A 14,630-nucleotide genomic window follows, 5' to 3' on the forward strand; every position below is an offset into this window, starting at 1 on the left:
TCATCGCCCCCTGCACATTGGGGAATGTTCATGGGCGTACAGACCGGGGGCCAGGCGCCGCCGATGAAATGGGGATGGCGTTATCTGGCCTGGGCCGGCGTGCCATTGCTGGCCGGGGTGCTGCTGGCGCGGTATGCCGGGCCGGCAGCGCCTGCGGCGGTCGCCCGTGCCTCGGTAGCCGCCGAAGGCAGCTGGGCGCAGCACCTTGCCTCACCGCTGGGCCTGTTCCTGCTGCAGCTGCTGGTGCTGCTGCTGGTGGCCAAGGGCGCGGGCGCGCTGCTCAAGCGCTTTGGACAACCGGCGGTGATCGGCGAGATGGCCGCTGGCCTGATGATGGGGCCGCTGGTGCTCGGCAGCCTGCTGCCGCAGCTGCATGGTGCCTTGTTCCCGGCCAGTTCGCTGGGGCCGCTGGGCATGCTCAGCCAGCTGGGCGTGCTGATGTTCCTGCTGGTGGCCGGTGCCGAGCTGGACCTGGCGGCGCTGCGTGGCCGCCGGCGCTTCGCCTTCACGGTCAGCCATGCCGGCATCGCGGTGCCGTTCGTGCTTGGCGTCGCCCTGGCGATCTGGCTGTATCCGCAGCACGGCCCGCAGGGCGTGGGCTTCACTGCCTTCGCGCTTTTCGTTGGTATTTCGATGAGCATCACCGCGTTCCCCGTGTTGCTGCGCATCCTTGCCGATCGTGGGATCACACAGACGCCATTGGGTCAGACCGCGATCGCCTGCGCGGCATTGGGCGATGCCACCGCCTGGTGCCTGCTGGCCTTGATCGTCGCTGCGGCCCAGGCCAGCGGCTGGTTGCCGGCCAGCCTCAACCTGCTGTGCGTGGTCGTGTTCGTGGCGCTGATGCTGGGGCTGGTGAAGCCGTGGTTTGCCCGCCAGCAGATCGCGCCGGGCCGTGAGGGACGTTGGCTGCTGGGCATCCTGCTGCTGTCGCTGGCCAGTGCGCTGGTCACCGAGATGCTGGGCATCCACGCCCTGTTCGGTGCATTCGCTGCGGGCGTCGCGGTATCGTCCAACGCGCAGCTGCGCGACCTGTTGATGGCCCGCGTCGAACCGTTCGCGGTGACCCTGCTGCTGCCGTTGTTCTTCGCCATGACCGGCCTGCGCATGCGCGCCGATGCGCTGCAGGCCAGCGATATCGTGTTGTGCGTGGTGGTGATTGCGGTGGCCACGGCCGGCAAGCTGCTGGGCACCTTCAGTGCCGCACGCAGCGCCGGCATGCCCACACGCGAAGCGTGGCGGCTGGGCGCGTTGATGAACACCCGTGGCCTGATGGAGCTGATCGTGCTCAACCTGGGCTACGAGCTGGGCCTGCTCGGCGACCGCCTGTTCGCGGTGCTGGTGATCATGGCGTTGGTGACCACGGCGATGACCGGGCCGCTGCTGAACCTGATCGAGCGACGCCGGGGCTGAGCGCTGGACGGTAGTGCCGGCCGCTGGCCGGCATCCAGGCTGGTGTGTCCAGCATCATGAGGTTGCCGGCCAGCGGCCGGCACTACCGCGCTGGCACCAGCGTCATCGTGTGCTGCGCTTTGCCGGGCAGGAACGGCGTCGGCCGCCCATGCACCCAGTCTTCGTGGCCGGCGCCCCAGTACGGCGACAGCGGGTGCCCGCTCTGGCCGCCGGGCATGTGCACGATGCCGTCGGCCTCGTGGCCGGGCGAAACCACCATGCGTTCGGAGGCGCCGAAGTTGGGCGTCTGCACGCGCGGCATGTCACGGTCGCCGGGCAGCGGGTCGGCGGGCATGCACAGCCAGCGCTTGGCGACCTCGGGCAACGCCCGTGTGACAGGGTGGCAGAGCGCCGCGGTGTTGCGCTCTCCCCAGGTGCGCTGGGCCAGTGGGCCCTGCTTGGCCAGCTCGCTCTCGGTGCGGCGTGCGGCATCAAGCAGCAGCGCGTCCCAGCTGTCGTAGGCCGGTGGCAACAGGTTGGCGGGGCGTTGCTGCAGCATCGGCCAGGCCACACCTTCAAGTTGTGCCAGGCGTGGGTCCAGATAGTCATCGCCCAGCTGCGCGTTGGCCGGTGCCAGCAGTGCATCGGACAGGGTATCCATCACCTGCGTTCGGAACTCGCGCACCACCCGGTAGCTCACCGAGCTGGCCGAGGCCCGGCCGCCCCATTGGTGGCTGACGGACTTCAACCGCTTCAGCGCAGGATCGTCACTGCGTTCGATGACGTCATGCAGCAACGCCCACCAGCGCTGCAGAAACACGGCGCGATCATCGAGCTGGATCGCCAGCAGGTCGTGTTCGTCGAAGCGGTCCTGGATGGCGAGCAGATCGCGGATCTGCTGCGCACGCGCGCCGAGGTCATAGCCACCGTTGCCGACGGTAGCCAGCGCCTCGCCGTCGAGGACGCGACCGTTGGCGGTCCACAGGCGATGGTTGGGGGGATCGATCAGCGCCGGCGAGGCATCGCTGCGGATCGGCCACGGCGCGCAGTCCTGGTTGCTGGCGGCATTGAAGCCGGCCGGTGCACAGCCGGGGCCGCGGTCAGGACGGGCACCGATCAGCCGCCAGGCAATGCGTCCGCTGCGGTCGCCGACCACCAGGTTCTGCGCAGGAATGCCGGCGCGGTCGGCGAAGTGCAGGGCGCCGTCCAGGTCGCCGGCACGGGCCAGGTCACCGAAGTCCAGGCGCACCGCGCCGGGCAGGTGTGCGACCCAACGCAGCGCATCGCCGCTGCCATCGACATGGGTGTGCAGGATCGGCCCCCAGGCGGTTTCGCGCACCGGAAACACCACATCGGCCTGGCCGGCCACCGCAATGCGTTCCTCGTGCACGGTGACGGCGGCGTTGGCCGGTTCCGTGCGGTAGTCCGCCGTGTCGATGTAGCTGTTGGTGAAGCCCCAGGCGACGTGGCCGTTGCTGCCGACAATTACCGCCGGCAGGCCAGGCAGCGAGAAGCCGGTGACGTCGACCTGGCCGCCAGCAGCCTGCGGGTCGGGGTAACGCAGGCGCACCCGGAACCACAGGCCAGGCGCGCGCAGGCCCAGGTGCATGTCGTCGGCGACGATCGCGCGGCCGTCGGCAGTGAGTGCGCCGGCCACCGCGAAGTTGTTGCTGCCGATGACGTCCGCCTCCTCCTGCTCGGTGCCCTGCTTTCCCTTCAATGTGCGCAGATCGAGCTGGCTTGCATCGGGCAGGGCCGCGTTGCCGGTGGCTTCGCCAAACAGCGGTGCATCCCATTCGGTGCCGTCGTGGGCGATCAGCGCGTACAGCGCCGGCGGCACCACCGCGCGGATGCGGCTCAGGGCAAGCTCGGTCTGGTTGTTCGGGTCCTGCAGGTCGGCGTACATGGCCAGGCCGGCCAGCACGCTGTCACTGGCCTGCCACGGCTGTGGCGATTGCCGCAGCAGCAGGTAGGCCCACGGTCGCACGGAGAGATCGGTCAGGCCCTCGTTGACCCCTCCGACGTAGGCGCTCACGGCTTCGATGTTGTCGCCCAGCGCAGCCTGCATGTTCGCCTCGGTGCGCGCGCGCAGCCGGTGCACGCGCATGCGCTTGTCGGCGTCGATGGCCTTCGGCCCGAACAGCGCCGACAGCTCGCCGGCGGCACTGCGGCGCATCAGGTCCATCTCGAAATAGCGCTCCTGTGCGTGCACGTGGCCGAGTGCACGCATCGCGTCGGCCTGACTGCCGGCAGTGATGGTGACCACGCCCAGCGCATCGCGCTCGATGGTGACCGGCCTGGCCAGCCCAGGCAGTGCATGTTCGCCGTCGAGGTCGGCCAGGCTGCCGCGCAGCAGCAGCCACAGGCCCAGTACGGTAACCAGCACGATGGCGATCAGCACGCCCAGCACCCAACGCCATGTACGTCGCATCGCACGTCCTTTCCGAACTCGTGGGCCGATTGTAGCCGCAGGCGCAACTGCGACTGATTCCGATTAGATCACCGTATTTTGAAATGCGGCACCCTATGTCACATCGATTCACAGGAGCCCCCCCCATGAAAGGCAACCCGGACGTCATCGCCTGCCTGAAGGAACTGCTGCGCGGCGAACTCGCTGCCCGCGACCAGTACTTCATCCATTCCCGCCGCTACGAGGACCAGGGCCTGTTCGCGCTGTACGAACGCCTGAACCACGAGATGGAAGAGGAAACCCAGCACGCCGACGCGCTGCTGCGCCGGATCCTGTTCCTCGGCGGCGACCCGGACATGCGCCCGCATGCCACCGAGCCGGGCAAGACCGTGGAGGAGATGCTGCAGAAGGATCTCGACACTGAATACGCGGTTCGGAACAATCTCGCCGCCGGCATGAAGCTGTGCGAAGAGAAGGGCGACTACGTGAGCCGCGACATGCTGCTGGCGCAGCTGAAGGACACCGAGGAAGACCACGCCTGGTGGCTGGAACAGCAGCTGGGCCTGATCAAGCGCATCGGCCTGGAGCTGTACCAGCTGAGCAAGATCGACGGCAACGGCGCCCCGGCGCACTGAGCCGGCACCGCTTTCTGTAGAGCCGACCGCTGGTCGGCTGCATTTCGCAGAGCAGCCGACCAGCGGTCGGCTCTACCAGAAGAAGCACAGCGTTCTGTCGCCCGCCAGCATCGGAGCACCGCCAGCCAGCCTTCGCCAGCCAGCTGCTCCACCGCCCGCCAGCCGACAACGAAAAAGCCGGGGAATGCCCCGGCTTTTTCGTGTCTGATCTCCGGCAAGGCGTGTCAACCAAGGTTGACACCTACCAGGGACGTTGCCCGGGGTCAGAGCCCGTTCCGACGGAACGGGATCCGACCCCCAGCCCTCATTCCACCGACAGCCCTTCGACCTTCTGCCAGCCACGCGGCAGCAGGTGGCCGCGGGTGGCGCGGGCGCCGAGGTAGGCGTCGAGCTCGTTGAACTTCAGCCCCATCGTGCGCTGCCCGCTGCGTACCTGCAGGGTCTGCCCCGGGCTGATCGCCACGATGGCGACCACGCGTTCGGTGGCGAGCTTGGCCTTGGGGATCTCGATGATCTTGTTGCCCTTGCCCTTGTCCAGTTCCGGCAGGTCGTTGGCGGCGATTGCCAGCAGGTTGCCCGAACTGGTCACCGCCACGATGCGGTCGGTGGCGACGTTGGCCACCACCGACGGGGTCAGCACGGTCGAACCGGCTGACAGGTTCAGCATCGCCTTGCCGGCCTTGTTGCGGCCGATCAGGTTCTCGAAGCGGGTGACGAAGCCGTAGCCGTGGGTGGAGGCCAGCACGAAGCGGGTCTCCGGCTCGGCGCTGGCCAGGGTCACGAAGCTGGTGCCTGCGGCCGGCGAGAAGCGTCCGGTCAGCGGTTCACCGTTGCCACGCGCGGAGGGCAGGGTATGCACCGGCGTCGAGTAGGCGCGACCCTCGCTGTCCAGGAACGCGACCTGCTGGGTGCTGCGTGCGCGCACCGCACCCTGCAGCGCGTCGCCATCGCGATAGGACAGCGTCGAGGCATCGATGTCGTGGCCCTTGGCGGCGCGGATCCAGCCCTTCTCGGACATCACCACCGTCATCGGCTCGCTCGGCACCAGCTCGGTCTCGTCGATGGCCTGCGCGGCCTGGCGCTGCACCAGCGGCGAACGGCGTGCGTCGCCGAACTTCTTGGCATCGGCGGTCAGTTCGTCGCGGATCAGCTTCTTCAGCTTGGTCTTGCTGTCGAGGATGCCGAGGATCTTCTCGCGCTCCTTGGCCAGCTCGTCCTGCTCGCCACGGATCTTCATCTCTTCCAGGCGCGCAAGCTGTTTCAGCTTGGTTTCCAGGATGTACTCGGCCTGGTCGTCGGACAGGCCGAAGCGCGCGATCAGCGCCGCCTTCGGTTCGTCCTCGGTCCGGATGATGTGGATCACCTCATCCAGGTTGAGGAAGGCGACCAGCAGGCCTTCCAACAGGTGCAGGCGGCGCTCGACCTTCTGCAGGCGGTGCTGCAGGCGGCGGGTGACCGTGTTGCTGCGGAAGGTCAGCCATTCGCTGAGCAGCATCTTCAGGTTCTTCACCTGCGGACGGCCGTCCAGCCCGATCACGTTGAGGTTGACGCGGTAGCTGCGCTCCATGTCCGTGGTCGCGAACAGGTGGCCCATCAGCTGCTCGGCGTCGACGCGGTTGGAACGCGGCACCAGCACCACGCGCACCGGGTTGGCATGGTCAGACTCATCGCGGATATCTTCCAGCCAGGGCAGCTTCTTGGCGCGCATCTGCGCGGCGATCTGCTCGATCACCTTCGACGGCGACACCTGGAACGGCAGCGCGGTGACCACGATGTTGTTGGCTTCCTTGGTGAAGGTCGCACGCGCACGCACGCTGCCGTTGCCGGTCTCGTACATGTTCCGCAGGTCATTGGCCGCAGTGATGATCTCGGCGCTGGAGGGGTAGTCCGGTCCCTGCACGTGCTCGCACAGGTCGCGCACGCTGGCCTCGGGGTTGTCCAGCAGGTGCAGCAGCGCGCTGACGATCTCGTTGAGATTGTGCGGCGGTACGTCGGTGGCCATGCCTACGGCAATGCCGGTGGTGCCGTTCAGCAGCAGGTGCGGCAGCCGCGCCGGCATCCAGGTCGGCTCCTGCAGGGTGCCGTCGAAGTTCGGTGCCCAGTCGGTGGTGCCCTGGCCCAGTTCGCCCAGCAGCACTTCGGCAATCGGGGTCAGCTTGGATTCGGTGTAACGCATCGCCGCGAACGACTTCGGGTCGTCGCTGGAGCCGAAGTTGCCCTGGCCCTCGATCAGCGGGTAGCGGTACGAGAACGGCTGCGCCATCAGCACCAGCGCCTCGTAGCACGCGCTGTCGCCATGCGGGTGGTACTTACCGATGACGTCACCGACGGTGCGCGCGGACTTCTTCGGCTTGGACGCGGCATTCAGGCCCAGCTCGCTCATCGAATAGATGATGCGGCGCTGTACCGGCTTCAGGCCGTCGCCGATGAACGGCAGGGCACGGTCCAGGACCACGTACATCGAGTAGTCGAGGTAGGCGCGTTCGGCGTACTCGCGCAGCGGCAGTTGTTCGAATCCGTGGAACACGGGGCGGGCAAGATCGGTCATGCGGCGTTGTTACCTATTGTCGGGAGGCGGCGACGGCGGTCGCCGCTCGCAATCCTGTGATTATCCGGATGCGGCCGGGGATGCCAAGCCGCGCGCAGGGTCCAGCCCGGTTTCCAGGCCATGCCCGGCCCGCGCCAGGTAGCGCCCTGGCGGCAAACCGAAGTGGCGGCGGAACACGGTGACGAAGGCGCTGGCGCTGCTGAAGCCCAGCGCGTGGGCGATATCGGCCACGCTGCGGCCGTCGGTCAGCTGGCGCAGCGCCTCGGACAGGCGGGCCTGCTGCCGCCACTGGGCGAAGCTGAGCGTGGTCTCGTCGCGGAAGTGGCGGGTCAGGCTGCGCGGCGACAGGCCCGCCCAGTGCGCCCATTCGGCCAGGCTGCGCTCGTCGGACGGGTCGGCCAGCAGCTGCGATGCGATCTTCAGCAGGCGCCGGTCGTGCGGCATCGGCAGGTGCATGCGCTGGCGCGGGGCGGTGCGGATTTCGTCCAGCAGCACATCGATGATGTGCTGGCGCTCAGGGGTGGTGGCATAGCCCAGCGGCCATTCGCAGATACGGTCGGCCAGCGCCTGCGCCAGCTTGGACAGGCCCAGCACGCAGGGGTCGGAGGGCAGGGCGGCGCAGGCGGGCGCGGCCAGCGCCATGCCCCAGCCACGCAATGGCCCGTCGAGGGTGACCGTATGCGGCTCCAGCGGCGGCATCCAGCCGGCCGAACCCGGCGCCAGCGACCACGTGCCGTGCGAAGTGCGGGTGGTCAACAGACCGCGCTCGACACAGATCAGCTGTGCGCGCTGGTGGTGATGCCAGTCCACTTCACGGACCAGGCCCTGCGGGCTGTCGAAGCGGAAAGCGACAACCGGAGGGCCGTCATTGCGCTCGAACCAGTCCAGTGCGTCATCACGCAGCAGGCGCTTGGGAGGGGGGATTTCTGCCTTGTTCATCATATCCGCTGGCTGAAATGTGTCATCCATTGGCTGAATTGTACTACCGGGCCAGCTGAGTGGGCCATTAAGGTGAGCGCCTTCACTGATCCAGCCCACTGCTGCAACACAGCATTCGATGCCAGATCGAATATTTCCATTGAGAAATATTTTTTTTGGAAGAGAATGCTCCCCCATGATCTGTCCTGCAACCACTCCCCCCAGCTTCGGCCTGCTGCTGCGCCAGGTGCGCGACGGCCTGGTCCGCCAACTCGACGCCTCCATGGCTGAAGAAGACCTCGGCATCGGCTTCACCCACTACATCGGGTTGAAGGTGCTTTCGAACATGGCCCCGTGCACCGCCAACGAACTGGCCCAGGCCATCGACCAGGTACCCAGTGCGGTGACCCGCCTGCTGGACAAGCTGGAGGCGCTCGGTTGCGTGCGCCGTGAAGCGCATGCCCAGGACCGGCGTGCGCTGCAGATCGTGCTGACCGATGAAGGCCGCGCCCTGTGGGCACGGTTGAAGCTGCGCGGCGACGCGGTGATGGATTACGCCCTGCGTGACCTGTCCGCCGACGAACGCACGCAGCTGCTGTCCCTCCTTACCCGAATCCGCGATTCCCTGACGACCCCATGAACCCGATCCCGCATTCCACTCTCCGCCGGTCCGGGCGCGCGCTGCTGGTATCAGCGCTGGCCCTGGCCTTGGCCGCCTGCGCCAGCAGTCGTGGCCTCAACCCGCAGGGCCATGTGCTCGAAGTGGACAGCCTGCACAGTGAACGCACCCTGGCCGACACCGATCTGAGCGCCACCGGCTTCCCCGCCCAGGACTGGTGGAAAGCGCTGGGCGATCCGCAGCTGGACGCACTGATCAGCGAAGGCCTGGCCGGCCATCCGAGCCTGGATGCCGCCGATGCACGCCTGCGCCAGGCGCAGTCGCAGGTCGGCACCGCGCGTGCCGATCGCCTGCCCAGCCTGTCGGTGTCCGGTGGTTACACCGGTCTGCGCCTGCCCGAGTCGATGGCCGGCAGCGAGATGGGAGGCCATTACGCTGGCAGCAGCCAGGTCGCGTTTGATTTCAGCTATGGCGTGGACCTGTGGGGCGGCAAGCGCGCTGCCTGGGAGGCCGCCGTGGATGGCGCGCATGCCGCCACTGTTGAAGCCCAGGCCGCGCGCCTGAACCTGTCGACCGGCATCGCCCAGGCCTATGCCGACCTGGCCTACGCGTGGCAGCTCAACGACGTGGCCGAGGAAGAGCTGACCCGCTCGCAGAAGTCGCTTCAGCTGACCCGCCAGCGCCGCAGCGCCGGCATCGACAGCGACCTGCAGGTGCGCCAGGCCGAGGCCCGCGTGCCGGCCGCGCAGCAGCAGGTGCTGGCCGCACAGCAGCGCATCGACGCCGCCCGCACCGCGCTGGCCGCCCTGGTCGGCAAGGGCCCGGACCGTGGCCTGTCGATCCAGCGTCCGCAGGCATTGAACCCGATGGCGCTGCAGCTGCCGGGCGTGCTGCCCAGCGAGCTGCTCGGCCGTCGTCCGGAAATCGTTGCCGCGCGCTGGCGCGTGGAAGCGGCCGACAAGCAGATCAAGGTCGCCAGGACCAAGTTCTACCCGAGCTTCAACCTGACCGCACTGGCTGGCGTGGTCGCACCGAACGTGGGCGACCTGCTGAAGAGCAGCTCCACCTTCGCCTATATCGGCCCGGCGCTGAGCCTGCCGATCTTCGAAGGCGGCAAGCTGCGCGCCAACCTGGCCAACACCGATGCGCAGTACGACCTGGCGGTAGCCAACTACAACCAGACCGTGCTGGATGCACTGCGCGACGTCGCTGACCAGGTCAACGCGGTGCGCTCGCTGGCGCAGCAGTCGAACGCGCAACAGCAGGCGGTGGACACCGCGCGTTCCGCCTTCGACCTGGCCCAGCAGCGCTATCGCGCCGGCATCGGCAGCTACCTGGACGTGCTGACCGCGCAATCCACCCTGCTGCAGTCACAGCAGCAGCTGGCCGGCCTGCAGTCGCAGCAGGTGCAGACCTCGGTGCGCCTGAGCAAGGCGCTGGGCGGTGGTTTCCAGCCCAGTGATGCCGACCGCGCTGCGCCGCTCGCCTCCCATTCCGATTCCTCGCATTCCTGAAGATCCCTGCCATGAGCCAGACCCAAGACACTGCGGCCCCGGCCGCCCCCAACCGCCGTGGCAATCTGCTGCGCGGCCTGTTTGTGATCGTCGTGCTGCTGCTTGCCGCACTGGCGCTGTGGTACTTCATGTTCGGCCGTTGGTTCGAAGAAACCGACGACGCTTACGTGCAGGGCAACCAGGTGCAGATCACCCCGCTGGTGGCCGGTACCGTGGTCGCCATCAACGCTGATGACGGCATGCGCGTGGAGCGCGGCCAGCTGCTGGTGCAGCTGGACCCGTCCGATACCTCGGTGGCGCTGCAGCAGGCCGAAGCCAACCTGGCCAAGACCGTGCGCCAGACCCGTGGCCTGTACCGCAGCGTGGAAGGCGCACAGGCGGATTTGAACGCCCGCCAGGTGACCCTGAAGCGCGTGCGCGACGACTTCGCCCGCCGCAAGGACCTGGCCGCCACCGGCGCCATCTCCAACGAAGAACTGGCCCACGCCCGCGATGAGCTGGCCGCTGCCGAAGCGGCCGTGGCCGGTTCGCGCGAGACGGTCGAGCGCAACCGCGCGCTGGTCGACGACACCGTGATCGCCACCCAGCCGGATGTGCAGGCTGCCGCCGCGCAGCTGCGCCAGGCCTTCCTCAACAACGCCCGCGCCGGCATCGTCGCGCCGGTTACCGGCTACGTGGCCCGTCGTTCGGTGCAGGTCGGCCAGCGCGTGCAGCCCGGCAATGCCCTGATGGCGGTGGTGCCGACCGAGCAGATGTGGGTCGAGGCCAACTTCAAGGAAACCCAGCTGCGCCACATGCGCCTGGGCCAGGAAGTGGAGCTGAAGTCGGACCTGTACGCCGGTGACGTGAAGTACAAGGGCCGCATCGACAGCCTGGGCCTGGGCACCGGCTCGGCGTTCTCGCTGCTGCCGGCACAGAACGCCAGCGGCAACTGGATCAAGATCGTGCAGCGCGTGCCGGTGCGTATCGCCATCGATGCCAAGCAGCTGGCCGAACATCCGCTGCGCATCGGCCTGTCGATGAAGGCTGAAGTGAGCCTGCGCGACCAGAAGGGCGAAGTGCTGCCGAGCACCCCGGCCAAGGGCACGGTGTTCGACACCGACGTGTATGCCAAGCAGCTGCATGATGCCGACGAGGTGATCCACACGATCATCCAGGGCAACCTGCCGCAGCAGGCGAAGGTGGGCTGAGGTCGCCATGTCCGCACAAGCTCCAGCCGCGCCCGGCACTCCGGGCGCACCGGCGGCGCCGGGTGCGGCCTCCGGGTTCCTGCCGCCCAGCGTCGCCCTGTGCACCATCGGCCTGGCAATGGCGTCGTTCATGCAGGTGCTCGACACCACCATCGCCAACGTCTCGCTGCCGACCATCGCCGGTAATCTCGGTGCCAGTTCGCAGCAGGCGACCTGGGTCATCACCTCGTTCGCGGTCAGCACGGCCATCGCGCTGCCGCTGACCGGCTGGCTCAGCCGTCGCTTCGGCGAACGCAAGCTGTTCGTCTGGGCCACGCTGGCGTTCGTCATCACTTCGCTTCTGTGCGGCCTGGCGCAGAGCATGGGCATGCTGGTGCTGTCGCGTGCGCTGCAGGGCTTCGTGGCCGGCCCGATGTACCCGATCACGCAGTCGCTGCTGGTCTCGATCTATCCACGCGAGAAACGCGGACAGGCGCTGGCGCTGCTGGCGATGATCACCGTGGTGGCGCCGATCTGCGGGCCGATCCTCGGTGGTTGGATTACCGACAACTACAGCTGGGAATGGATCTTCCTGATCAATGTGCCGCTGGGTATCTTCGCCGCGCTGGTGGTGGGCAACCAGCTGAAGGGGCGCCCGGAGCACATCGAGAAACCGAAGATGGACTACGTCGGCCTGGTCACGCTGGTGATCGGTGTCGGCGCACTGCAGCTGGTGCTCGACCTGGGCAACGACGAAGACTGGTTCTCGTCGATGAAGATCGTGGTGCTGGCCTGCGTGGCGGTGGTGACGCTGACCGTGTTCCTGATCTGGGAATTGACCGACAAGGATCCGATCGTCGACCTGAAGCTGTTCCGGCACCGCAACTTCCGCGCCGGTACGCTGGCAATGGTGGTGGCCTATGCGGCGTTCTTCAGCGTGGCGTTGCTGATCCCGCAGTGGCTGCAGCGTGACATGGGCTACACCGCGATCTGGGCTGGCCTGGCGACGGCGCCGATCGGCATCCTGCCAGTGATCATGACCCCGTTCGTGGGCAAGTATGCATCGCGCTTCGACATGCGCATGCTGGCAACCATCGCCTTCGTGTTCCTGTCGATGACCAGCTTCCTGCGCTCCGGCTTCAACCTGCAGGTGGACTTCCAGCACGTGGCCGGCGTGCAGCTGATCATGGGCATCGGCGTGGCCTTGTTCTTCATGCCGGTGCTGCAGATTCTGCTGTCGGACCTGGATGGCCGCGAGATCGCGGCGGGCTCCGGCCTGGCCACGTTCCTGCGTACGCTGGGCGGCAGCTTCGCGGCATCGTTGACGACGTGGCTGTGGGCGCGCCGTACCCAGGTGCATCATGCGGACCTGACCGAGCATATTTCGGTCTACCAGCCGGGCATGCAGGACCAGGTAGCGGCGATGGGGCAGGGCGACCTGCAGCATGGCGCAGCGGTACTGAACAACATGATCAACCACCAGGCTTCGCAGATGGGCTTCAACGACATCTTCTTCCTGCTGGGCTGGATCTTCCTGGCGATCATCACCTTCCTGTGGCTGGCCAAGCCGCCGTTCGGTGCCGGTGCCGGTGCAGCCTCTGCGGGCGGCGGGCACTGATCGATCATTGTTGATGAAAGACAAAACCCCGCCGGAAGGCGGGGTTCTTGTTTGCGTGTTGCTGTCAACGCCAGGTCATGTCTGTCAGGTGGCGTACCGAAGGACATCCAGGGCACGCGCATTGGTGCGAGTCTAGCGTGTGCGATATACGCGCTTGAAAACCACGCGATCGCGGAACAGCTGGGCCAGCGCCCACATTCCTGCCACAAGCACGACGCCGCCGCTGACCCAGCCGGCAGTGGCCTGCGGGTGGCTGCCGACGAATGCGCCGCAGACAAGGGCGGCAACAGAAACAACCGCGTACGCTTCCCTGGAAGCGCCATAGTGGACTTCGGCCTGGCATCCCACGCAGACGCTTACGCCGTGGTTGGAGGCAGTGTGGCAGTGGGGGCAGATGATGCTGCGCTGCATGGAGCGTCCTTTATTGGGGGAAGGCGCGCAGGGGCAGGGCATGGTGGGGTAGCTGCACCCGGCACCCGAGAATCTGCCTGCCGGAGGCGAGGAATCGCGAGTGGATTCCGTCCAGGAGAAGTACGAATTCGAACGAAACGTGGAATGAATCCCGAAAAGGTTGTCGTTCAGGGCGTGATAGCGACGCGCCGGTGGGAGCTCGCACGAGCAGATGGCTGCCAGGGAGGTGCCGGATACGACACGCTGAGCGGCAATCGCAATGCATCGCGCATCCCAAACTGCAGGCATGAAAAAACCCGCTTGCGCGGGTTTGATCATTTGCTGAGTCATGGTGCCCAGGAGAGGACTCGAACCTCCACGAAGTTGCCCCCGCTAGCACCTGAAGCTAGTGCGTCTACCAATTCCGCCACCTGGGCGACTCAGGAGAAGAATTTTGCGGCATGGCAGCGAATGTGTCAACACTGTTTCACACTTTTTTTTCTGCTTCGACGCCGAGGTGCAGCAGCAGGCTGCGCATCGGTGGTGACAGCGCTTTCCAGTGTGCGAAACAGGCGCACAGGCGACGCTGTGCCCACGCATCGGCAAGCGGCACCGCAACGGTATGCGTACTGCGCCGATGCTGGCGGGCGATGGAGCGCGGCACGATACCGACGCCGATGCCATGGCCGATCATGATGCACACGCCTTCGAAGGTTTTCATGCGGATGCGGACGTCGAGACGGCGCCCGATGTCGTGCGCCTGGTCCTCGATGTAGGTCTGCAGTGCGTTGCCATCGGCCAGGGCGACGAAGGTCTCGCCGGCAACATCGGCGAAGGCCACGCTGCGCCGCGATGCGAAGCGGTGGTCTGCGGGCAGCAGCATCACCAGCGGATCTTCGGCAACCACGTGCTGCTGCAGCCCGTCAGCGTCGACCGCGTCGCTGATGATGCCGGCCTCGGCCTGGCCGGCACTGATCGCGCGTACAACCTCAGGGCTGGTGCGTTCCAGCAGTTCTACATGCAGTCGCGGCCGTTCGGCCAGCCAGGGGGCCAGCCGCGACGGCAGGTAGTTGGTCAGTGCGGCGGTATTGGCGTACAGGTGCAGGGTGCCGCGCGCGCCGTGGGCGAACGCCTGCATTTCGCCGCGCAGCTGCGCCTGCTGCTGCACGATCAAGCGTGCATGGTGGGCGAGAGCGGCGCCGGCTTCGGTGAGGCTGACGCCGCGCGGATGGCGGTTCAGCAGTACGGTGCCGGCATCGGCTTCGATCGTGCGCAGGCGTTCGCTTGCTGAAGCCAGTGCCAGGTTTGCCTGCGCTGCACCGGCCGTGATGCTGCCCGCCTCGGCAATCGCCAGGAACAGGCGCAGGTCGGCAATGTCCATCCGCATGGGTTGTCCTCCTCGTGACACCAGAGCCTT

At 67.1% G+C, this 14,630-nt stretch carries 11 protein-coding genes and 1 tRNA gene; 6 read left to right on the forward strand and 6 right to left on the reverse strand.

Going from position 1 to position 14,630, the window contains the following annotated elements:
• Positions 1-24 precede the first annotated feature (24 nt).
• Positions 25-1,413 (forward strand): cation:proton antiporter domain-containing protein, encoded by a 1,389-nt coding sequence (locus tag SMAL_RS06565; RefSeq protein WP_041864491.1) that lies wholly within the window; start codon positions 25-27, stop codon positions 1,411-1,413.
• Positions 1,414-1,495: 82 nt separating this feature from the next.
• Here SMAL_RS06565 and SMAL_RS06570 read toward each other — a convergent pair whose 3' ends face one another.
• The gene (locus tag SMAL_RS06570) at positions 1,496-3,823 is read right to left on the reverse strand and encodes a penicillin acylase family protein (RefSeq protein ID WP_012510527.1); all 2,328 of its coding nucleotides are present in this window, start codon (positions 3,821-3,823) and stop codon (positions 1,496-1,498) included.
• A gap of 125 nt (positions 3,824-3,948) precedes the next feature.
• Between SMAL_RS06570 and bfr the strand changes: the two genes are divergently transcribed.
• A complete protein-coding gene (bfr, locus tag SMAL_RS06575; RefSeq protein WP_004151115.1) occupies positions 3,949-4,437 on the forward strand; it encodes a bacterioferritin in 489 nt (162 codons plus the stop codon).
• Positions 4,438-4,741: 304 nt separating this feature from the next.
• Here bfr and parC read toward each other — a convergent pair whose 3' ends face one another.
• Positions 4,742-6,985 (reverse strand): DNA topoisomerase IV subunit A, encoded by a 2,244-nt coding sequence (gene parC, locus SMAL_RS06580; RefSeq protein WP_004151158.1) that lies wholly within the window; start codon positions 6,983-6,985, stop codon positions 4,742-4,744.
• 60 nt (positions 6,986-7,045) lie between these two features.
• Entirely contained in the window at positions 7,046-7,927 is an 882-nt protein-coding gene (locus SMAL_RS06585) for a helix-turn-helix domain-containing protein (RefSeq protein WP_012510528.1), read from the reverse strand.
• A gap of 172 nt (positions 7,928-8,099) precedes the next feature.
• Here SMAL_RS06585 and emrR point away from each other — a divergent pair, with 172 nt between their 5' ends.
• The 4 genes from emrR to emrB are packed head-to-tail and all read left to right on the forward strand — an operon-like array spanning position 8,100 to position 12,823.
• Positions 8,100-8,543 (forward strand): multidrug efflux system transcriptional regulator EmrR, encoded by a 444-nt coding sequence (gene emrR, locus SMAL_RS06590; protein ID WP_012510529.1) that lies wholly within the window; start codon positions 8,100-8,102, stop codon positions 8,541-8,543.
• Positions 8,540-10,036 (forward strand): multidrug efflux transporter outer membrane subunit EmrC, encoded by a 1,497-nt coding sequence (gene emrC / locus SMAL_RS06595; protein WP_012510530.1) that lies wholly within the window; start codon positions 8,540-8,542, stop codon positions 10,034-10,036. Before emrR ends, emrC begins: the two co-directional genes overlap by 4 nt.
• Before the next feature lie 11 nt (positions 10,037-10,047).
• Entirely contained in the window at positions 10,048-11,226 is a 1,179-nt protein-coding gene (gene emrA / locus SMAL_RS06600) for a multidrug efflux MFS transporter periplasmic adaptor subunit EmrA (protein ID WP_012510531.1), read from the forward strand.
• Positions 11,227-11,233: 7 nt separating this feature from the next.
• Positions 11,234-12,823, forward strand: coding sequence for a multidrug efflux MFS transporter permease subunit EmrB (emrB, locus tag SMAL_RS06605; protein ID WP_012510532.1), 1,590 nt, complete (start codon positions 11,234-11,236; stop codon positions 12,821-12,823).
• Between the two features lie 132 nt (positions 12,824-12,955).
• Here the strand turns inward: emrB and SMAL_RS06610 are convergent, their stop codons facing one another.
• From SMAL_RS06610 to SMAL_RS06620, 3 genes are all read right to left on the reverse strand, one after another.
• Positions 12,956-13,234 carry a hypothetical protein gene (locus SMAL_RS06610; protein WP_012510533.1) on the reverse strand — a complete coding sequence of 93 codons (279 nt, stop codon included), beginning with the start codon at positions 13,232-13,234 and terminating at the stop codon, positions 12,956-12,958.
• Between the two features lie 329 nt (positions 13,235-13,563).
• Positions 13,564-13,650, reverse strand: a tRNA-Leu gene (locus SMAL_RS06615).
• 50 nt (positions 13,651-13,700) lie between these two features.
• On the reverse strand, positions 13,701-14,600 hold the full coding sequence (locus tag SMAL_RS06620) for a LysR family transcriptional regulator (protein ID WP_012510534.1): 900 nt from the start codon (positions 14,598-14,600) through the stop codon (positions 13,701-13,703).
• Between the last annotated feature and the right edge of the window lie 30 nt (positions 14,601-14,630).

Origin of the sequence: Stenotrophomonas maltophilia R551-3 (assembly GCF_000020665.1) — a bacterium.
In the GTDB taxonomy this organism is placed as follows: Bacteria; Pseudomonadota; Gammaproteobacteria; order Xanthomonadales; family Xanthomonadaceae; genus Stenotrophomonas; species Stenotrophomonas maltophilia_L.

Bases quoted from the DNA above. Each gene is read 5' to 3' on its own strand.
- SMAL_RS06565 (WP_041864491.1), top strand. From the start codon at position 25: ATGTTCATGGGCGTACAGACCGGGGGCCAGGCGCCGCCGATGAAATGG.
- SMAL_RS06570 (WP_012510527.1), bottom strand. From the start codon at position 3,823: ATGCGACGTACATGGCGTTGGGTGCTGGGCGTGCTGATCGCCATCGTG.
- bfr (WP_004151115.1), top strand. From the start codon at position 3,949: ATGAAAGGCAACCCGGACGTCATCGCCTGCCTGAAGGAACTGCTGCGC.
- parC (WP_004151158.1), bottom strand. From the start codon at position 6,985: ATGACCGATCTTGCCCGCCCCGTGTTCCACGGATTCGAACAACTGCCG.
- SMAL_RS06585 (WP_012510528.1), bottom strand. From the start codon at position 7,927: ATGATGAACAAGGCAGAAATCCCCCCTCCCAAGCGCCTGCTGCGTGAT.
- emrR (WP_012510529.1), top strand. From the start codon at position 8,100: ATGATCTGTCCTGCAACCACTCCCCCCAGCTTCGGCCTGCTGCTGCGC.
- emrC (WP_012510530.1), top strand. From the start codon at position 8,540: ATGAACCCGATCCCGCATTCCACTCTCCGCCGGTCCGGGCGCGCGCTG.
- emrA (WP_012510531.1), top strand. From the start codon at position 10,048: ATGAGCCAGACCCAAGACACTGCGGCCCCGGCCGCCCCCAACCGCCGT.
- emrB (WP_012510532.1), top strand. From the start codon at position 11,234: ATGTCCGCACAAGCTCCAGCCGCGCCCGGCACTCCGGGCGCACCGGCG.
- SMAL_RS06610 (WP_012510533.1), bottom strand. From the start codon at position 13,234: ATGCAGCGCAGCATCATCTGCCCCCACTGCCACACTGCCTCCAACCAC.
- SMAL_RS06620 (WP_012510534.1), bottom strand. From the start codon at position 14,600: ATGCGGATGGACATTGCCGACCTGCGCCTGTTCCTGGCGATTGCCGAG.